Source organism: Nonomuraea sp. LP-02, from assembly GCF_036289125.1.
Taxonomy (GTDB): domain Bacteria; phylum Actinomycetota; class Actinomycetes; order Streptosporangiales; family Streptosporangiaceae; genus Nonomuraea; species Nonomuraea bangladeshensis.
Genome location: NZ_JAXCLK010000001.1, coordinates 8,105,564 through 8,122,771, shown reverse-complemented (window position 1 = coordinate 8,122,771; position 17,208 = coordinate 8,105,564). Strand labels below are relative to the sequence as shown.

The window sequence follows — 17,208 nt, the reverse complement described above, 5'->3', positions numbered from 1 at the left end:
ACAGATCATTACCGAAAGTGATCCCAGCCGCCACGTCCCATTTCTCGCCCGTACACGAGAATTCCCTCACCTTCGACCACCCGCCCCACGACCTGCCACTCCGCGGGCAACCGCACCCCGGCGGGAAAAACCGCCGCGAGCGCGTGATCCTCGCCACCCGTGAGCACCCATTCCAGCGGATCGGCCGCGAGCTCCTTTGCCGCCGCCAGCACCGGCTCGCCCACCGCGAACGCCTGCGGATCCAGCTCGATCCGCACCCCGCTCGCCGTGGCGACGTGCCCGAGGTCCTGCAGCAGCCCGTCGCTGACGTCCAGCATCGCGCTCGCGCCCAGCTCGGCGGCGTGCGGCCCCTCCTGGTAAGGCGGGCGGGGCCGCCGGTGCGCCGCGACCGCCCGTTCCAGCGCCTCGGTGCGGGCGGGCACTCCGGCGTCGAGCAGCGCGAGCCCGGCCGCCGCGTGCCCGAGCCGCCCCGCCACCGCCACGACCTGCCCCGGCCGCGCGCCGTCCCGCCGGACGGGGGGCCGTCCGCCCAGGTCGCCCAGCGCGGTGACCCCGAGGACCACCAGGTCGCAGCGGGTCACGTCGCCCCCGGCCACGCTCGCGCCCACGACCGCGCACTCGTCGCGAAAGCCGTCGGTCAGCCCGTCCAGCCAGGTCACGGGCAAGTCGGCGGGGATGCCGAGGCCGATCACCAGCGCGGTTGGGGTGGCGCCCATGGCGGCGACGTCGGCGAGGTTCTGGGCGGCGGCCTTGCGGCCCACGTCGTACGGGCTCGACCAGTCGCGCCGGAAGTGCCTGCCCTCCAGCAGCAGGTCGGTGGAGACCACGACACGCCCGTCAGGGGCGGCGACGAGCGCCGCGTCGTCCCCCGGCCCCAGCATTACCGCCGCTCCCTGGGGAAGACGGCCGGTAATACGATTTACCACGCCGAATTCGCCGAGATCCCCGACTGTGATGACGCACCTCCTGACGCACACAGGGTACGGTGGCCCTTCGGCGTGATCCAATCGCCCGGGAGGACGTGATGGTGCAGGCCTACATCCTTATTCAGACCGAGGTCGGCAAGGCCGCCGCAGTGGCCGGGGAGATCTCCGGGATCCCCGGTGTGACGCAGGCGGAGGACGTGACCGGTCCCTACGACGTGATCGTCCGCGCGGAGGCCCGTAACGTGGACGAGCTGGGCAAGCTGGTGGTGGCCCAGATTCAGGCGGTGGAGGGCATCACGCGTACGCTGACGTGTCCGATCGTCCACATCTGAGCCGTCCAGTTCCGAAGGTAGTCGTCGCATGCGTGCCGCCGCCGTCCTGCTCGTTCTCCTAGCGCTCGCCGGTTGCGGCGGCACCGTCCAGGTGGAGCCGCCGGCGCCCACGGGCCCGGCGGTCGCCGCCTGCGACAGGCTGGCCACGCTGCTGCCCGCTTCGCTCGACGGGGCCGAGCGCGGCACGTCCGAGCCGCGCTCGCCGTATGTCGCCGTCTGGGGGGACGGCGCGATCGCGCTGCGCTGCGGCGTGGCCCGGCCGGCGCGGATGGCGCCGACGGACCAGCTCCAGGAGATCAACGGCGTCGGCTGGTTCGCCGACCCCGAGCGGCCCGCGTTGTACACCGCCGTGACGGACGCCGCGTACGTGGAGGTCACGATCGGCGGCGGCCACACGCCCGGCGACGTGCTCGCCGAGCTGTCCGGCCCGGTGGGCCGGATGGCGGGATAGCGCTCATCGCAGCCCGGCCGGCCGGTTGAGCGCGAGCTGGATCAGCCGGTCCACGAGCTCCGCGTACGACACCCCGGTGGCGGCCCAGAGCTGCGGCGCCACTGACAGCGAGGTGAAGCCCGGCATGGTGTTGATCTCGTTGAGTATCAGCCGGCCGTCGGGCGTGTAGAAGAAGTCGACCCGCGAGAGCCCTTCGCAGTCGAGCGCCTCGAACGCCCGCACCGCGAGGGCCCGCAGCTCCTCGGCCGTCTCGTCGGGGATGTCGGCCGGGACGGTGAGCGACATCTGGTCGGGGTAGTACTTGGCCTCGAAGTCGAAGAACTCCTGCCCGCCCTCGACCTTGACCTCGCCGGGCACGGACGCGGCGGCCGGCTCGTCGCCGGGCGACTCCAGCACCGCGCACTCGATCTCGCGGCCCTCGATCGCGGCCTCGATGAGCACCTTGGGGTCGTGCTGCCGGGCGAACTCCACGGCCTGTTCGAGCTCGGCCCGGTCGGCGGCCTTGGAGATGCCCTGGGAGGAGCCGGCCCGCGCGGGCTTGACGAAGACCGGGTAGCCGAGCTGCTCCTCGGCCTCCTTGAGGACCAGCTCGCGATGGAGCCGCCAGTCGCGGTCGCGTACCGCGACGAACTTGCCGGTGGGCAGCCCGGCCGCGGCGAGAACGGTCTTCATGTACGCCTTGTCCATGCCGACGGCGCTGGCCAGCACGCCGGAGCCGACATAGCGCACCCCGGCCATCTCCAGGAGGCCCTGGATGGTGCCGTCCTCGGCGAACGGGCCGTGCATGACGGGGAACACCACGTCGACGGTCCCGAGCTCGACGGGGATGGCGCCGGGATCGTAGGCCACCAGGGAGCTGCCGCCGGAGGGCAGCGCGAGCGCCGTCCCCGAGGTGTCGACGACCGGCAGCTCGCCCTCCTCGATGGCGAACCGCTGGTCGGACGCGGCCAGCACCCACCTGCCGTCCTGGGCGATCCCGATCGGGATCACCTCGTACTTGCTCCTGTCGATCACATCCAGCACGCTGCCCGCGCCCATCAGGGACACGGCGTGCTCGGAATTGCGACCTCCGAAAACGACGGCGACGCGTGGCTTGCTCATGGTGTCCGAATCTACCGGGGTGTCCCCTGAACAGCGAGTCAGCCCCGGTGCACGGCGCGCCCGGTCACACGCCGTACCGTTCCGGTTTGGGCGAGCGCGACATGAGCAGCATGCCGGCCTCGGCCGGCGACATGCCGTCGTGCACCACCCCGACCACGACCTCGGTGATCGGCATCTCGACGTCGTGCTTGCGGGCGAGGGCCAGCACCGACTCGCAGGACTTGACGCCCTCGGCGGTCTGCCTGGTGGCGGCGACCACCTCGGCGAGGGTCATGCCGCGCCCGAGGTTCTCGCCGAAGGTGCGGTTGCGCGACAGCGGCGAGTGGCAGGTGGCGACGAGGTCGCCCATGCCGGCGAGCCCGGCGAAGGTGTGCGGGTCGGCGCCCAGGGCCGCGCCGAGCCGCTGCATCTCGGCCAGCCCGCGGGTGATGAGCATGGCGCTGACGTTGTCGCCCATGCCCATGCCCGCCGAGACGCCGACGGCGAGCGCGATGACGTTCTTGACCGCGCCGCCCAGCTCGACGCCGACGACGTCGGGGTTGGTGTAGGGGCGGAACCACGGCGGCAGGTGGCAGATCGCCTGCAGCCGCTCGGCGACGGACTCGTCGGCGCAGGCCACGACGGTGGCGGCGGGCTGGCGCTGGGCGATCTCCTTGGCCAGGTTGGGGCCGGAGACGACGGCCACCCGCTCCTCCGGCACCTCGGCCACCTCGCGGATCACCTCGCTCATCCGCTTGGTGGTGCCGAGCTCGATGCCCTTCATGAGGCTGACCAGGACCGCTCCGCGCGGAATGTGCTCGCGCCAGGCGGCCAGGTTGGGCCGCAGGGTCTGCGACGGCACGGACAGCACCACGAAGTCGGCGCCGTCCAGGGCCCGCTCGGGGTCGCTCGTGGCGCGCAGCGAGGGCGGCAGGGGGATGCCGGGCAGGTAGTCGGCGTTCTCGTGGGTGCGCTCGATGGCCTCCGTCTGCTCGGGCCTGCGCCCCCACAGCGTGACCTCGTTGCCCGCCTCCGCGAGGATCATCGCGAACGTGGTGCCCCACGAACCTGAGCCGAACACGGCGACTCTCGTCATGCGGTCACCGCCCCGCGGGGTCGTAGGGGGCCTCGGGGGCCTTCTCGCCGCGCAGCTCGGCGAGCTGCGCGGTGATCGCCGCCATGATGTCGGCCGTGGCCTCGCGCAGGACGTCGCCCTGCGGCGGCCGGCCGGCGTATCCGGACAGGTCGACCGGCGGGCCCACCGACACGTGGAAGGTCTTGCGGGGGAAGAGCCGCGGCTTCTTCTCGCCGTACGGCAGCAGCTCGTGCGCGCCCCAGTGGGCGACCGGGATGACCGGGACGCCGCTCTCCAGCGCCAGCCGGGCCGCGCCCGTCTTGCCCACCATCGGCCAGAGGGCCGGGTCACGGGTGCAGGTGCCCTCGGGATAGAACAGGATCGCGCAGCCGTCCTGGAGCCGTTCTGAGGAGATCCGCAGCGAGCGCGCGGCCTCGGCGCTGCCGCGTTCGACGGGGATGGCCAGCAGTCCGACCAGGGCCTGGCGGAGCAGAGGGACGCGGAACAGCGCGGACTTGGCGAGAACGACCGGCCAGCGCCCGTTGTTGAAGAGGAAGTGCGCGAGCAGGACGGGGTCCGTCCAGGAGAGGTGGTTGGCCGCGATGATGATGCCGCCGGTCCGCGGGAGGCGCTCGCCGTGCCGCCAGTCCCGCTTGACCAGGAGCCGGGAGAGTGGTTTCACGACGACGACTGCCAGGGTCTCCCAGAAACGCGACGGTCGCGTGCGGCGGCTCATGGACTCCTCCTCGGGTTTGCGCCCCAAGTCTCCCGGTTGCCCGCCGAGGATGTCGAGGCGCGATGCTTAAGGGTATGAGCTTCCGGTGGTCCCTGGTCATTCCGGTCAAGACGCTGGTCGCCGCGAAGACCCGGCTGGCCGACGCGACGGGACCGCACCGCACGAGGTTCGCCGTGGCGGTGGCGAGCGACACCGTGGCGGCCGCGTTGTCCTGCCCGGCGGTCGCGCGGGTGATCGTGGTGACCGCCGATCCCGCGGCGGCGGGCCCGCTCGCCGCGCTGGGCGCGGAGGTGGTGCCCGATCCCGACCGCGGGCTGAACACCGCCCTCCGCACGGGCGCCGCGCACGCCGTGGCCGTCGCGCCGGGCGAGGCGGTGGGGGCGCTGCAGGCCGACCTGCCGGCGCTGCGGCCGGCCGAGCTGGCCAGGGCGCTGGGGGCGGCGGCCGAGTTCGACCAGGCGTTCGTGCCTGACGCGCTCGACGTCGGCACCACGTTCTACGGGGTACGGCCGGGGGTGCCGTTCACGCCGCGCTTCGGCGGGGAGTCGCGGGCCAGACATCTGGCGGGCGGCGCGAAGGAGCTGTGCGTGCCGGGCATCGACTCGGTCCGGCGGGACGTGGACACCCCCGCCGACCTGGCCGCGGCGATCGCGCTGGGGCTTGGGCCGCACACGGCGGCGCTGGTCGCCGAGCTGTGGCCGGGCTCCGGGACCTGACCGCTCGCCGCGCCCCTGGCGGACGGATTACGCTGGTGGCGTGCAGGGCACGGTACGCAGCTTCGACGAGGCCACCAGGTCGGGCACGGTCTTCCTGGACGACGGGACCGTGCTGGAGTTCGACGCCCCCGCCTTCGACGCGGGCCCGCTGCGGCTGCTGCGCACCGGGCAGCGGGTCAACCTGGCGCTGACCGGGGGGCGGATCACCTACGTCACGCTGTCCACGTTCCCGCTGCCTTAGAGAGCCCTGCAACGCGCGACGCCCGGGCGGGTAGCCCGGGCGTGACGGTCCGCTGACGATCGGCTGCGGCTACTTCTTCTTGCCGCTCTTCTTGCCGCCCTCGTTCACGAGGTCCTTGAACTCCGAACCGGGGCGGAACTTGGGAGCCCAGCTCTCCGCGACGTTGATCTCGGCACCCGTCGACGGGTTCCTGGCCGTGCGCGCCGGCTTGTTCACCATCTCGAACGCGCCGAAGCCCGTGATCGAGACCTTGTCGCCGCTCGCCACGGCCTTCTGGATGGTGTCGATGACCGCGTTCACGGCCTCGGTGGCCGTCCTCTTGTCGCCCACCCGGTCCGAAATGGCCTCGACGAGTTCTCGCTTGTTCATGAAAGTCCTGCTCCCCCAGTTATGGTCAGGGTTCCAGCACACGAGTTCGACGTAGAAACCCCTTACGCGAGTCGAAAGTAGGCGGGATCGCGGGGGAACTCAATCACCGACGGTGTTTTCGTCATTACGTGGCGTGTCGAGCGCGGACAGAAACGCCTCCAGACGGGCCGCCGCCCGCTCGGGGTCACGCTTGGCGAGGTCGCAGATGGCGAGATAGCGGCGGGCCAGCCGCGCCTTGTCGACGGCGGGATCGGCGGCGGGCAGCAGGCGGACGCGGCGGTGCGCCTCGCGCAACCGCCGCGCCAGTTCGTCGTCCTCTAGACGGTCGTCGGCAGCCATGGCTGCCGACCATTCTCGTACGCCGTGATGTCCTCGGCGTGACGCAGGGTCAGGCCGATGTCGTCCAGGCCCTCCATCAGCCGCCAGCGGGTGTAGTCGTCGATCTCGAACGCGACGGCCTCGTCCGCCCAGCGGACCTGGCGTCCGGCCAGGTCAACCGTGATCTCCAGCTTGGGGTCCGCCTCGACGGCGGCCTGCAGGGCCTCGACCTTGTCGCCGGGCAGGACGACCGGCAGCAGGCCCATCTTGGTGGAGTTGTTGCGGAAGATGTCGCCGAAGCGGGCGGCGATCACGACGCGGAACCCGTACTGCTGCAGGGCCCACACCGCGTGCTCGCGGGAGGAGCCGGTGCCGAAGTCGGGGCCGGAGACGAGGATCGAGCCGCCCTCGTAGGCGGGGTCGTTCAGCACGAACGCCGGGTCCTCGCGCCAGGCGGCGAACAGGCCCTTCTCGAAGCCGGTGCGGCTGACCTGCTTGAGCCAGACGGCCGGGATGATCTGGTCGGTGTCGACGTTGCTGCGGCGCAGCGGCACCGCCGTACCGGTGTGGGTGGTGAAGGCTTCCATCGGTCGTGACTCCTTACAGGTCGGCGGGGGCGGTCAGGCGGCCGGTGACCGCGGTCGCGGCGGCGACCTGCGGCGACACCAGGTGGGTGCGGCCGCCCTTGCCCTGGCGGCCCTCGAAGTTGCGGTTGGAGGTCGAGGCGCTGCGCTCGCCCGGCTGGAGCGTGTCGGGGTTCATGCCGAGGCACATCGAGCAGCCGGCCTCGCGCCACTCGGCGCCCGCGGCCTTGAACACCTCGTGCAGGCCCTCCTGCTCGGCCTGGAGCTTGACCAGCATCGAGCCGGGCACGATGAGCGTGCGGGTCTTGACCTGGCGGCCCTTGAGGATCTCGGCGGCCGAGCGCAGGTCCTCGATGCGGCCGTTGGTGCACGAGCCGACGAAGACGGTGTCGACCTCGATCTCGCGCAGCGGCGTGCCGGCGGACAGGCCCATGTACTCCAGCGCCCGCTCGGCGGCGGCCCGCGCGACCGGGTCGGCGAAGGACTCGGGGCTGGGGACGGCCTCGCCCAGCGGCAGGCCCTGGCCGGGGTTGGTGCCCCACGTGACGTACGGGGTCAGCGTCGTCGCGTCGATCTCCACGACCTGGTCGAAGACGGCGTCGTCGTCGGTGCGCAGCGACTTCCAGTATGCGACGGCCTGGTCCCACGCCTCGCCCTCGGGCGCGTGCGGGCGGCCCTTGAGGTAGGCGAACGTGGTCTCGTCGGGGGCGATCATGCCCGCCCGCGCGCCGGCCTCGATCGACATGTTGCAGACGGTCATGCGGCCCTCCATGGAGAGCTTGCGCACGGCCTCGCCGCGGTACTCGATGATGTGGCCCTGGCCGCCGCCGGTGCCGATCTTGGCGATGATGGCCAGGATCAGGTCCTTGGCGGTGACGCCGGCGGGCAGCTCGCCGCTGACCTCGATGGCCATCGTCTTCGGCCGGTAGGCGGGCAGCGTCTGGGTGGCGAGCACGTGCTCGACCTCGGAGGTGCCGATGCCGAAGGCGATGCCGCCGAACGCGCCGTGCGTCGAGGTGTGCGAGTCGCCGCAGACGATCGTCATGCCCGGCTGGGTCAGGCCGAACTGCGGGCCGATGATGTGCACCACGCCCTGCCCGGCGTCGCCCATCGGGTGCAGCCGGATGCCGAACTCGGCGGCGTTCTTGCGCAGCGTCTCGACCTGCGTCTTGGACACGGGGTCGGAGATCGGGCCGAGCACGGTCGGCACGTTGTGGTCCTCGGTGGCGATGGTGAGGTCGGGGCGGCGCACCTTGCGGCCGGCGAGGCGGAGCCCGTCGAACGCCTGCGGGCTGGTCACCTCGTGGATGAGGTGCAGGTCGATGTAGAGCAGGTCAGGTTCGCCCTCGGCACGCCTGACGACGTGCTGCTCCCAGACCTTCTCGGCCAGTGTGCGGCCCATGATCTCCTCCTGTGTCTTCGCGATGCGCCGTCGCATCGCCCGCTCAAGGCCCGCCCCCGTCTGCCGCTCCGGGTCCCGGTGCATGTTTGCGGGAGTTTGCCGCCGACTTGCCTTCTCATATGTCGAGACTGCAGTATCGGTACATGGACAACTCTAGCGGAGTCGGAGTACTCGACAAGGCCGTTCTTGTACTCAATGCCCTAGAAGCGGGACCCGCTTCTCTGGCGCAGCTCGTCCAGGCCACCGGTCTGGCCCGCCCCACGGCCCACCGTCTGGCCGTCGCACTGGAGCATCACCGCATCGTCAGCCGGGACACACAGGGCCGTTTCGTGCTGGGACCGCGGCTGTCGGAGTTGTCCACCGCCGCCGGCGAGGACCGGCTGCTCGCCGTGGCCTCCCCCGTCCTCATGCAGCTCAGGGACCTGACCGGGGAGAGCGCGCAACTTTACCGCCGGCAGGGCGACGAGCGGGTCTGCGTGGCCGCGGCCGAGCGGGCCAGCGGCCTGCGCGACACCGTCCCGGTGGGCTCGGCGCTGCCCATGACGGCCGGCTCGGCGGCCCAGATCCTGCTCGCCTGGGAGGAGCCCGACCGGCTGCACCGCGGCCTGCGCGGCGCCAAGTTCACCGCCGCGACCCTGGCCTCCGTACGGCGGCGCGGCTGGGCCCACAGCGTCGGCGAGCGCGAGCAGGGTGTGGCGAGCGTCTCAGCGCCCATAAGGGGCAGCGGCGGCAAGGTGATCGCGGCCGTGTCGGTCTCCGGCCCCATCGAACGGCTGACCCGGGCGCCCGGCCGGCTGCACGCGGTGCCGGTCATGGCCGCCGCCGAGCGGATCACCGAGGCCATGCGGCGCACGTCATGATCAGCAAAAGGATGTATTTCGGGAGCCGTCAACGTCGGGAGCGCACTAGCCTGAGTGCGTGACAGATCGCATCGAGGTAGCCGCCACTGAGCTGCGACCCCTGCTCGAAGAGTTCATCATGTGGGCGCGCGTCAACGCGCCCGACAGCGACCCCGAGCTCGTGGGGCCCGCCGCCCTGTGGCACCGTCTCGCCTTCTCGCCGGACGCCGGCACCTGGAAGCGCGCCGACCTGCGCAACCTGCTGCTCGACCGCATGCCGGAGGTCGTGGAGGATCCCGACGCCGCCGCCGACGGGATGCTCCCGGCCGTGGACGCCTACCTCACGTTCCTCTCGCAGACCGGCAGGCTGACCCAGCGCTCCGACTCCCTCGCCGATCTGCAGGCCGAGCTCGACGACGTCGAGGACGAGTTCGTCGAGCTCATGGACGAGCTCGTCGAGGACGGCGACGCGGACGGCGACGGCGCGGACGGCGACGAGGAGGAGACCGGCGACCTCGGCGACTTCGAGCCGTTCGCCGACGAGCTCGCCGACCTCGACACCATCCGGCTGCGGCCCGACTCCGAGCTGGCCGCGGCCGCCCGGCAGGCCCCGCTCATCGCCAAGGCCCGCGACCTGGCCCTCTGGGTCGGTTCCGGCCGCCGCGTGGGCGAGGACACCCTGCTCAGCGACGCCGAGGTGGAGGAGGCGCTGGCCGCCGTCGGGCTGCCCCGGCCCGAGGTCGAGGGCCCGATCGCCGAGGCCGTGCCCTACCTGTGGAACATCTGGAACCTCGCCGTGGACCTCGAGTTCCTGGAGCCGGGCGAGGGCAACACGGTCGCGGTCCAGGACGACACGGCCGAGTGGCCGTTCGACGACGACGAGGACGTCCTCGACGCCTGGATGCTCGGGCTCCACTCGGTCGACTACGGCGACCCCGAGCTGCCCGACGACGACCTGACCATGGCGCTGGCCGGTCTGACCCGCGGCGTGCTGGTGCGGCTGCTGCTGGCCGGCGGCGCGCGTGACCTCGACGAGCTGGCGCGCGAGCTGTCCGAGGCCGCCGCCGAGCTGGACGAGGAGCTCGGCGCCGACGCCTGGGAGGCCGCCGGCGACCCGCTCGCCCCCGCCGTCGACTGGCTGGTCGGCTACGGCATGGTGGAGGTCGAGGGCCGCACGCTCAAGCTCACGCCGCTCGGCACCGAGGGCGTCGTCCACTTGGTGGACGACGCCGACATCGAGGTGGACGCCCGGCCCGCCATCGAGTCGATGAGCGCCCACGAGCTGCTGGCGCTCAGCGCCGAGCTGCCCGAGGAGGAGGCCGACGCCGAGTTCGCCGCCTGGATGCGGCTGCGCGAGCCGGCCAAGGCCGCCGAGGAGCTGCTGGAGGCCGCCGCCGAGGACGAGAGCGACGCGCTCATCCGGGTGCAGGCGGCCAGCGTCGTCGGCACGCTGGGCGAGGCCGCGCTCCCCGCCTGGCAGGAGGCGCTCAAGCAGCCGTCGCTGCGGCCCTACGCGGCCACGCACCTCAGCCAGCTCAAGGTGGAGGGCGCTCCCGAGCCGACGCAGGACGACACCCACTGGCTCATTCTCGACATGTGGACGATCTCGGCCGGGCTCGGCCGGTCGGAGTTCGTGAGCAGCCTCCAGGACATCGGCCCCGAGATGGTCACCGAGCTGCTTGAAGTCATCTGGAAGATCCCGCACGCGCACGTGGAGGAGCTGCTGGACCTCATCTCCCAGGTGCACCCGGACAAGCAGATCGCGAAGGCGGCCCGGCGGGCGCTGTTCAAGGCCCGCTCGGTGTGACGCCGGGAAAAGCCCTCGCCGTTCGCGGCGAGGGCTTTTCTCGCGGTACGGCCTCATGAAACGCGAAACGCTCCGGGCCAGAGGCACCGGAGCGGTGGTGGAGCAGACGTAGTCCCGACCGGATTCGAACCGGCGCTACCGCCTTGAGAGGGCGGCGTCCTGGGCCACTAGACGACGGGACCTTCGCGAGCTTGTGACAAGTGGTAGTCCCGACCGGATTCGAACCGGCGCTACCGCCTTGAGAGGGCGGCGTCCTGGGCCACTAGACGACGGGACCCTGTCCACAAGCTTTCGTCGCCGGATCTCCCCGGCGACGCAGGTAACTCTACCGCACCCCGCAGACCACAACCAAACCGCTTAACAGCGCTCCGTACGCCCTTTCCGGCGGTCAGGCCGTGAGCAGGCCGCGCCGGTAGCCCTCGCTCACGGCGGCCGCCCGGTCGCGGACGTCGAGCTTGGCGTACACGTGCAGCAGATGCGTCTTGACGCTGGCCTCGCTGATGAACAGCGCGGCCGCCGCCTCCTTGTTGGTCGCTCCCCCGGCCACCAGCCGCAGCACCTCCAGCTCGCGCCTGCTCAGGGCGCCTCTGGACGGTTTGCGTACCTGCTCGGCCAGCCGGCCGGCGACGGCGGGCGCGATCACGGTCTCGCCCCGGTGCACGGCCAGCACCGCGCGGACCAGCTCGCCGGCCGGGGCGTCCTTGAGCAGGTAGCCGTGGGCGCCCGCCTCCAGCGCGGGCAGCACGTCGGTGTCGTACGTGGTCAGCACCAGCACCCGGGGGCCGGTGCCGGCGATGCGCCGGATGGCGGCGACGCCGTCCAGGCCGGGCATGCGCAGGTCCATCAGCACGACGTCGGGACGCAGCTCGGCGGCCAGGCGCACGGCCTGCTCCCCGTCGGCCGCCTCGCCCGCGAGCTCCACGCCGGAGCCGGGGCCGAGGGCCGCGCGCAGGCCGTCACGCACGATCGGGTGGTCGTCGGCGACCAGCACCCGCACGGGTGGCGTCATGAGTCCTCCCCTCCGCCCGCCATCGTCTCATCGGCCTGGGAGGGGTGAACTGCGGTGGGCAGGGCAGGGATGGCGGCGGCGATCGCGGTGCCCGCGCCCGGCTGCGACTCGATCTCCAGGGTGCCGCCGGCGGCCCGGACCCGCTGTCGCATGCCGTCGAGCCCGAAGCCGTCAGTGGCCGCCTGCGGATCGAAACCGGCTCCGTCATCCCGGATGTCCAAGAGCACGAGATCGTCCGTGTACGACAGGGTCAGGGCCGCCCTGGTGGCTTCCGCATGCTTGGCGACGTTCGCCAGGGCCTCCTGGGCGACGCGGAACAGGGTGGCCTCCAGGTCGGCGGACAGCGCGACCGGCCATCCGGTGACCTCGCAGGCCAGCGGCACTCCCGACATCCGCGACCAGGACGCGGCCATGCGCTCCAGCGCCTCCGGCAGGCTCGACCGCTCCAGCGGGCCGGGACGCAGCGCGTGCACCGACCGGCGGGCCTCGGCCAGCCCGCGCCGGGCCAGCGTGGCGGCCTGGCCGAGGTGGCGGCCGGCCTCCTCGCCGGTGGTGCCGGCGGCGGCGTCGAGCTGGCGGATCAGCGCGACGAGGTCCTGGGTCAGGGTGTCGTGCAGCTCGCCGGCCACCCGGTGCCGCTCGTCGCGGACGCCCGCGTGCCTGGCCTGGTCGAGCAGCCTGGCGTGCAGGGAGGCGTTCTCGTCCATGGCGGCGCGCAGGCGTTCGACGAGGCGGCGGCGCTTGTCGTGCTCGGCGGCGACGTACCAGCCGGCGACGGCCAGGGGCAGGGCGACGCCAGCGACCACGGTGAGCAGCGCGGCACGGTCGCCGGGGGCCGCCTGGGCGGCCACGACGACGACGGCGGTGACCGTCACCCCGGCCATCACCAGCCGGGACGGCAGCAGCGCGAGGGCGAGCGGATAGCCGATCGCGGCGAACACCGCGAAGGCGGCGTGCGCGGCCGTCAGCGCCCCCGCGAGGGCCACGAGGACGAGGTAGTGGCCGACGACGAGCACGCGACGCCGGTCGCGGCGCGGGTGCAGCCAGGCGACCGGCGCGACCCAGCCGGCGGCGGCCACGGCGAGCACGGGCCACACCGCGCCGGCGGACGGCCCCGAGGACAACCACGACGGCAGCCACGACGGCGGCCCCGCGTCGCCGCCGCTCGTGCCTGTGAGGGCGGCGGCGGTCGCGGAGATCGCGAGCAACGCGTACGCGAGCCCCAGAAAGACCCACCGTTCGCGCCCGTCAAGCCGGCTCATGCCCTCCAGCCTGGCACGGCATCCACCGATCGGTGGATACGCGCCCTCCGCTGATCGCGGAGCCGGCCGGGCGATGTGGCGCCGGGTCCGCGCGGGCGACGATCGGGGACATGAGCGATCCCACACGAAGGAAGACGTTCCAGCTGGCCACGGTCGCGGGCGCGCTCGGCGTCCAGGCCGCCGCGATGGCGGGCGGGCCGCCCCGGCGGGGCAAGGAGGTGACCACGTTCGTCTTCGTGACCGGCTCGAACGGCGTGGCCTCCGCCGACGCCGAGCTGACGCTGCGCGGACACCGCTCGGTGGGCGTGAGCCTGCCGGGGCACGGTCCCGAGGAGCAGTTCCACGTGGCCTACCAGGCGCCGCAGGACCTTGAGACGCTGGCGGCGCTGCCCTCGCCGGTGGCGCGGGTCACGCTGGACGACTACGTGGCGGCCACGGTGGACACCGTACGCCGGGCAGCGCGGCACGGCAGGGTGGTGCTGGTGGGCGGCAGCCTCGGCGGCTCCACCGTCACGAAGGCCGCCGACGCCGTGCCCGACCTCGTCGACCTGCTGGTCTACGACGCCGCCTTCTGCTGCACGGGGCTGCGTTCCCCGGCCGAGTACATCGAGACGCCGGAGAACGCGGGCAGCCTGGCGGGCAGCGTGCTCGGCGCGATCGTCGGCGACCCCCGCGAGCTGGGCGCGATCCGGGTGAACTGGCGGACGAACGACCCGGCGTTCCTGGCGGCCGCCAAGGCCGCGTACATGGCCGGCGGGACCGACGGGGAGCTGCTGGCCATGCTGAACACGCTGCTGCCCGACGAGAGCCTGCTGGTGTCCGGCGCGGACGCCCGTGGCCGCCCGGACGCCTGGGGGCGGGTGCCGCGCGTCTACATCCGGCACTCCCGTGACCGGGTGATCCCGCTCGCGCTCCAGGACCGCATGATCAGGGAGGCGGACGCCGCCACGCCGGGCAACCGGTTCAAGGTCTTCACCGTGGACACCTCCCACGCCCCGACCTCGAAGGACTACCGCCAGATCAGCGACATCCTGGACAAGCTGGCGCGGTGACGGGCTGCGGCCTGCGGATCTTGTCTGCCACAGGTCACTTCCAAGTGTGGCTGCACCGGTATGGGCCACCGTGTGCGTCGTGCCGGAGAGACCGGCGCGATCGACCCAGAAGGACGTGATCGTGTTCAGGAGAGCGCTTGTCACCGCGGCGTCAGCCGTCCTGGCCCTGGCCCTGGTCCCCGCCGCGCCCGCGGCGGCCGACGACATCCAGATCGTCGAGGGATACTCGGCGACCATGAAGGAGAACGACAGCAAGTTCTTCTGCCCGTCCGGTGAGGTGCTGATCGGGCGCTCGCACACCGGGGACGAGAACGGCTGGACCACGTACCGGTGCGGCCGGATCTACATCAACAACGTGCAGGTCACCGTGTCCTCCTATCGCTACCAGCAGGTCGACCACGAGACCTACTCGTGGTTCGAGGCGCCGGAGAGCAACGCCATGGTGGGCCGCGAGCACGACGGCGACGAGAACGGCCTCACGTCGGCCTACTTCTCGCTGCTCACCTGGCAGGGCAAGCCGGTGGCGCTGCTCAACAAGCGCTGGTCGCAGACGTACAGGGAGAGCAAGCACGACTCGCGGGCGAACCCGGGCGAGGTCATGACGGGACGCAGGCACTTCGGCGACGAGAACGGCGACACGATCTATCAGTACGCCACGGTCGCGCGCCCGATCGAGCCCTGAGAAAAGTCCGGAAAAACAATCAAGGCGGGGGTCTCTGTGAGACTCCCGCCGCAGGTGACGCCTTGCTGGGGTACCAGGACTCGAACCTAGACTAACTGAACCAGAATCAGTCGTGCTGCCAATTACACCATACCCCACCGCTGTCACGAGCTCCGTGGAGCGCGCTTGGCGACGTCCGAAAGAATAGCCCAGCTCCGGGGGTAAGACCAAAACGATTGCCGGACGGAGTGACCGCCGGGCGCGGCGGGGGCGCGGCCGTGCCAAGCTGTGGGGGACAAAACACCACGTGGAGGAGCCCGAGCTTTGGCAGAGAACCCCTTCTTCGCCCCCAGTGACCTGCCGTACGAGCTGCCGCCCTTCGCCGAGATCCGCGAGGAGCACTACCTGCCCGCCTTCCGGCGCGGCATGGCGGAGCAGCTGGCGGAGGTCCAGGCGATCGCCGGCAGCGCCGAGCCGCCGACGTTCGACAACACGATCGCCGCGCTCGAACGGTCGGGGCGCATCCTCGACCGCACGGCCACGGCCTTCTTCAGCATCGCCTCCTCCAACTCCAGCGACGGCATCATGGAGATCGAGAAGGAGATCTCTCCCGAGCTGACCCGGCACAGCGACAGCATCCGGCTCGACCGGGCGCTGTGGGGGCGCATCAAGCAGGTCACCACCTCCGACCCGGAGGAGGCGTGGCTGCTGCAGAAATACCGCGAGGACTTCATCAGGGCCGGCGCCGACCTGTCGGAGACCGAGCAGGCCCGGCTGCGCGAGCTCAACGAGGAGCTGTCGCGGCTGTCCACCGAGTTCGCGCAGGCGCTGCTCAAGGCGGCCACCGAGGCCGCGCTGGTGGTCAAGGACCCGGCCGAGCTGGACGGCTTCGACCAGGCCAAGATCGACTCGCTGCGCCAGGACGACGGCACGTACGCGCTGCCGCTGCTCAACTTCACCGCCCAGCCCGCGCTCTCCCAGCTCACGAACCGCGACGTGCGCCGCCGCCTGTTCGAGCTGAGCGTCGGCCGCGCGCCGGGCAACTTCACGATCGCGGCCAGGATGGCGGCCCTGCGCGCCGAGCGGGCGGCGCTGCTCGGCTTCCCCGACCACGCCTCCTACGTGGTGGCCGACCAGACGGCCAAGACCGTCGAGGCGGTCGAGGAGATGCTCGGCCAACTCGTCGGCCCGGCCGTGCGCAACGCCGGGCGGGAGGCCGAGGAGCTGGCCGCGCAGGCCGGGTTCCCGATCGAGCCGTGGGACTGGCCCTACTACTCCGAGCAGGTGCGCAAGGCCCGCTACGACTTCGACGACAGCGCGATGCGGCCGTACTTCGAGCTGGAGCGGGTCTACCGCGACGGCATCTTCTTCGCGGCCGGCAAGCTGTACGGGGTCACCTTCGAGGAGCGGCCCGACCTGGCCGGCTACCACCCGGACGTGAAGGCGTTCGAGGTGTTCGAGGAGGACGGCTCCGCGCTCGGGCTGTTCCTGCTGGACCCGTACGCGCGGGCGAACAAGCGCGGCGGCGCGTGGATGAACAACCTGGTGGACCAGTCGCTGCTGTTCGGGCTGCGGCCGGTGGTGCTGAACAACCTCAACGTCACCAAGCCCGCCTCGGGGCCGACGCTGCTCACCTACGACGAGGTCACGACCGCCTTCCACGAGTTCGGGCACGCCCTGCACGGCCTGTTCTCGAAGGTGCGCTTCCCGCGCGTGTCCGGCACCTCCGTGCCGCGCGACTTCGTCGAGTACCCCTCGCAGGTCAACGAGATGTGGGTGACCTGGCCCGAGGTGCTGGCCAACTACGCCAGGCACCACGAGACGGGCGAGCCGATGCCGGCCGAGCTGGTGGCGAAGCTGACCGCGGCCGAGACGTTCAACCAGGGCTTCAAGACCGTCGAATATCTCGCCGCCACGCTGCTCGACTGGGCCTGGCACCGGCTCGCGGCCGGCGAGGAGGTGGCGGACGCCGAGGCGTTCGAGGCGGCGGCGCTGGAGCGGGCCGGGATCGCCGTGCCGCAGGTGCGCCCGCGCTACCGCACCAACTACTTCGCGCACATCTTCGCCGGCGGCTACAGCGCCGGCTACTACTCCTACATCTGGAGCGAGGTGCTGGACGCCGAGAGCGTCGAGTGGTTCAAGGAGAACGGCGGGCTGCGCAGGGAGAACGGCGAGCACTTCCGCCGTGAGCTGCTGTCGCGGGGCGGCAGCCTCGACCCGCTGAGCGCCTTCCGCAACTTCCGGGGGCGCGAGCCGCGCATCGAGCCGCTGCTGAAGCGGCGCGGCCTGGACTGACGCCGGGCCCCGCCGGGCGGCCCGCCACAGGAGCGGGTCGCCCGGCGGGCACG

The 17,208-nt window shown here is 72.0% G+C and carries 19 protein-coding genes and 3 tRNA genes; 9 read left to right on the top strand and 13 right to left on the bottom strand.

From position 1 onward, the window contains the following. Positions 1-8: 8 nt before the first annotated feature. A complete protein-coding gene (locus SMD20_RS38140; protein ID WP_329590584.1) occupies positions 9-977 on the bottom strand; it encodes a thiamine-phosphate kinase in 969 nt (322 codons plus the stop codon). Between the two features lie 47 nt (positions 978-1,024). Between SMD20_RS38140 and SMD20_RS38135 the strand changes: the two genes are divergently transcribed. Then, on the top strand, positions 1,025-1,258 hold the full coding sequence (locus tag SMD20_RS38135; protein ID WP_242379215.1) for an Lrp/AsnC family transcriptional regulator: 234 nt from the start codon (positions 1,025-1,027) through the stop codon (positions 1,256-1,258). Positions 1,259-1,286: 28 nt separating this feature from the next. Beyond that, a complete protein-coding gene (locus SMD20_RS38130; RefSeq protein WP_329590581.1) occupies positions 1,287-1,709 on the top strand; it encodes a DUF3515 family protein in 423 nt (140 codons plus the stop codon). 3 nt (positions 1,710-1,712) lie between these two features. On the opposite strand, the gene SMD20_RS38125 is transcribed toward SMD20_RS38130, so the two are convergent. The 3 genes from SMD20_RS38125 to SMD20_RS38115 all read right to left on the bottom strand — a co-directional run bounded on the left by SMD20_RS38125 (position 1,713) and on the right by SMD20_RS38115 (position 4,600). Then, positions 1,713-2,810 carry a D-alanine--D-alanine ligase family protein gene (locus SMD20_RS38125; protein ID WP_329590579.1) on the bottom strand — a complete coding sequence of 366 codons (1,098 nt, stop codon included), beginning with the start codon at positions 2,808-2,810 and terminating at the stop codon, positions 1,713-1,715. 64 nt (positions 2,811-2,874) lie between these two features. Further along, the gene (locus SMD20_RS38120) at positions 2,875-3,885 is read right to left on the bottom strand and encodes an NAD(P)H-dependent glycerol-3-phosphate dehydrogenase (RefSeq protein ID WP_329590577.1); all 1,011 of its coding nucleotides are present in this window, start codon (positions 3,883-3,885) and stop codon (positions 2,875-2,877) included. 4 nt (positions 3,886-3,889) lie between these two features. After that, positions 3,890-4,600: a lysophospholipid acyltransferase family protein gene (locus SMD20_RS38115; RefSeq protein WP_329590575.1), complete on the bottom strand. Its 711-nt coding sequence runs from the start codon at positions 4,598-4,600 to the stop codon at positions 3,890-3,892. Positions 4,601-4,674: 74 nt separating this feature from the next. Here SMD20_RS38115 and cofC point away from each other — a divergent pair, with 74 nt between their 5' ends. Together cofC and SMD20_RS38105 are read left to right on the top strand one after the other, a co-directional pair. Next, on the top strand, positions 4,675-5,316 hold the full coding sequence (cofC, locus tag SMD20_RS38110) for a 2-phospho-L-lactate guanylyltransferase (RefSeq protein WP_329590573.1): 642 nt from the start codon (positions 4,675-4,677) through the stop codon (positions 5,314-5,316). A gap of 40 nt (positions 5,317-5,356) precedes the next feature. Beyond that, on the top strand, positions 5,357-5,557 hold the full coding sequence (locus SMD20_RS38105) for a hypothetical protein (RefSeq protein WP_091078414.1): 201 nt from the start codon (positions 5,357-5,359) through the stop codon (positions 5,555-5,557). A 69-nt stretch (positions 5,558-5,626) separates the two neighbouring features. On the opposite strand, the gene SMD20_RS38100 is transcribed toward SMD20_RS38105, so the two are convergent. From SMD20_RS38100 to leuC, 4 genes are all read right to left on the bottom strand, one after another. Beyond that, positions 5,627-5,926 carry an HU family DNA-binding protein gene (locus SMD20_RS38100; RefSeq protein ID WP_020543974.1) on the bottom strand — a complete coding sequence of 100 codons (300 nt, stop codon included), beginning with the start codon at positions 5,924-5,926 and terminating at the stop codon, positions 5,627-5,629. Positions 5,927-6,025: 99 nt separating this feature from the next. Next, positions 6,026-6,265: a hypothetical protein gene (locus SMD20_RS38095; RefSeq protein ID WP_329590566.1), complete on the bottom strand. Its 240-nt coding sequence runs from the start codon at positions 6,263-6,265 to the stop codon at positions 6,026-6,028. Next, positions 6,244-6,831: a 3-isopropylmalate dehydratase small subunit gene (gene leuD / locus SMD20_RS38090; RefSeq protein WP_329590564.1), complete on the bottom strand. Its 588-nt coding sequence runs from the start codon at positions 6,829-6,831 to the stop codon at positions 6,244-6,246. The genes SMD20_RS38095 and leuD overlap by 22 nt, the downstream gene beginning before the upstream one ends. Before the next feature lie 13 nt (positions 6,832-6,844). Next, positions 6,845-8,230 carry a 3-isopropylmalate dehydratase large subunit gene (gene leuC, locus SMD20_RS38085; RefSeq protein ID WP_329592816.1) on the bottom strand — a complete coding sequence of 462 codons (1,386 nt, stop codon included), beginning with the start codon at positions 8,228-8,230 and terminating at the stop codon, positions 6,845-6,847. Between the two features lie 143 nt (positions 8,231-8,373). Between leuC and SMD20_RS38080 the strand changes: the two genes are divergently transcribed. Continuing rightward, a complete protein-coding gene (locus SMD20_RS38080; protein ID WP_020543978.1) occupies positions 8,374-9,090 on the top strand; it encodes an IclR family transcriptional regulator in 717 nt (238 codons plus the stop codon). 58 nt (positions 9,091-9,148) lie between these two features. Continuing rightward, entirely contained in the window at positions 9,149-10,876 is a 1,728-nt protein-coding gene (locus tag SMD20_RS38075) for a hypothetical protein (RefSeq protein ID WP_329590560.1), read from the top strand. A gap of 109 nt (positions 10,877-10,985) precedes the next feature. Here SMD20_RS38075 and SMD20_RS38070 read toward each other — a convergent pair. The 4 genes from SMD20_RS38070 to SMD20_RS38055 all read right to left on the bottom strand — a co-directional run bounded on the left by SMD20_RS38070 (position 10,986) and on the right by SMD20_RS38055 (position 13,147). Then, positions 10,986-11,058 (bottom strand) — tRNA-Glu (locus SMD20_RS38070). A gap of 19 nt (positions 11,059-11,077) precedes the next feature. Then, a tRNA-Glu gene (locus SMD20_RS38065) sits at positions 11,078-11,153 on the bottom strand. A gap of 111 nt (positions 11,154-11,264) precedes the next feature. After that, positions 11,265-11,885, bottom strand: a complete 621-nt coding sequence (locus SMD20_RS38060; protein ID WP_329590558.1) for a response regulator transcription factor — start codon at positions 11,883-11,885, stop codon at positions 11,265-11,267. Next, the gene (locus tag SMD20_RS38055) at positions 11,882-13,147 is read right to left on the bottom strand and encodes a sensor histidine kinase (protein WP_329590556.1); all 1,266 of its coding nucleotides are present in this window, start codon (positions 13,145-13,147) and stop codon (positions 11,882-11,884) included. The genes SMD20_RS38060 and SMD20_RS38055 overlap by 4 nt, the downstream gene beginning before the upstream one ends. A gap of 110 nt (positions 13,148-13,257) precedes the next feature. Here SMD20_RS38055 and SMD20_RS38050 point away from each other — a divergent pair, with 110 nt between their 5' ends. Together SMD20_RS38050 and SMD20_RS38045 are read left to right on the top strand one after the other, a co-directional pair. Further along, positions 13,258-14,199, top strand: coding sequence for an alpha/beta hydrolase (locus tag SMD20_RS38050; protein ID WP_329590555.1), 942 nt, complete (start codon positions 13,258-13,260; stop codon positions 14,197-14,199). A 79-nt stretch (positions 14,200-14,278) separates the two neighbouring features. Beyond that, positions 14,279-14,881 carry a hypothetical protein gene (locus tag SMD20_RS38045; RefSeq protein WP_329590553.1) on the top strand — a complete coding sequence of 201 codons (603 nt, stop codon included), beginning with the start codon at positions 14,279-14,281 and terminating at the stop codon, positions 14,879-14,881. Positions 14,882-14,946: 65 nt separating this feature from the next. Here the strand turns inward: SMD20_RS38045 and SMD20_RS38040 are convergent. Next, positions 14,947-15,018 (bottom strand) — tRNA-Gln (locus SMD20_RS38040). A gap of 166 nt (positions 15,019-15,184) precedes the next feature. Here SMD20_RS38040 and SMD20_RS38035 point away from each other — a divergent pair. Further along, the gene (locus tag SMD20_RS38035) at positions 15,185-17,155 is read left to right on the top strand and encodes a M3 family metallopeptidase (protein ID WP_329590551.1); all 1,971 of its coding nucleotides are present in this window, start codon (positions 15,185-15,187) and stop codon (positions 17,153-17,155) included. Positions 17,156-17,208: the final 53 nt, after the last annotated feature.

What these genes read in the sequence shown, in the direction of transcription:
- SMD20_RS38135 (WP_242379215.1), top strand. Translation starts at nt 1,025, where the DNA reads ATGGTGCAGGCCTACATCCTTATTCAGACCGAGGTCGGCAAGGCCGCC.
- SMD20_RS38130 (WP_329590581.1), top strand. Translation starts at nt 1,287, where the DNA reads ATGCGTGCCGCCGCCGTCCTGCTCGTTCTCCTAGCGCTCGCCGGTTGC.
- SMD20_RS38125 (WP_329590579.1), bottom strand. Translation starts at nt 2,810, where the DNA reads ATGAGCAAGCCACGCGTCGCCGTCGTTTTCGGAGGTCGCAATTCCGAG.
- SMD20_RS38120 (WP_329590577.1), bottom strand. Translation starts at nt 3,885, where the DNA reads ATGACGAGAGTCGCCGTGTTCGGCTCAGGTTCGTGGGGCACCACGTTC.
- SMD20_RS38115 (WP_329590575.1), bottom strand. Translation starts at nt 4,600, where the DNA reads ATGAGCCGCCGCACGCGACCGTCGCGTTTCTGGGAGACCCTGGCAGTC.
- cofC (WP_329590573.1), top strand. Translation starts at nt 4,675, where the DNA reads ATGAGCTTCCGGTGGTCCCTGGTCATTCCGGTCAAGACGCTGGTCGCC.
- SMD20_RS38100 (WP_020543974.1), bottom strand. Translation starts at nt 5,926, where the DNA reads ATGAACAAGCGAGAACTCGTCGAGGCCATTTCGGACCGGGTGGGCGAC.
- SMD20_RS38095 (WP_329590566.1), bottom strand. Translation starts at nt 6,265, where the DNA reads ATGGCTGCCGACGACCGTCTAGAGGACGACGAACTGGCGCGGCGGTTG.
- leuD (WP_329590564.1), bottom strand. Translation starts at nt 6,831, where the DNA reads ATGGAAGCCTTCACCACCCACACCGGTACGGCGGTGCCGCTGCGCCGC.
- leuC (WP_329592816.1), bottom strand. Translation starts at nt 8,230, where the DNA reads ATGGGCCGCACACTGGCCGAGAAGGTCTGGGAGCAGCACGTCGTCAGG.
- SMD20_RS38080 (WP_020543978.1), top strand. Translation starts at nt 8,374, where the DNA reads ATGGACAACTCTAGCGGAGTCGGAGTACTCGACAAGGCCGTTCTTGTA.
- SMD20_RS38060 (WP_329590558.1), bottom strand. Translation starts at nt 11,885, where the DNA reads ATGACGCCACCCGTGCGGGTGCTGGTCGCCGACGACCACCCGATCGTG.
- SMD20_RS38055 (WP_329590556.1), bottom strand. Translation starts at nt 13,147, where the DNA reads ATGAGCCGGCTTGACGGGCGCGAACGGTGGGTCTTTCTGGGGCTCGCG.
- SMD20_RS38050 (WP_329590555.1), top strand. Translation starts at nt 13,258, where the DNA reads ATGAGCGATCCCACACGAAGGAAGACGTTCCAGCTGGCCACGGTCGCG.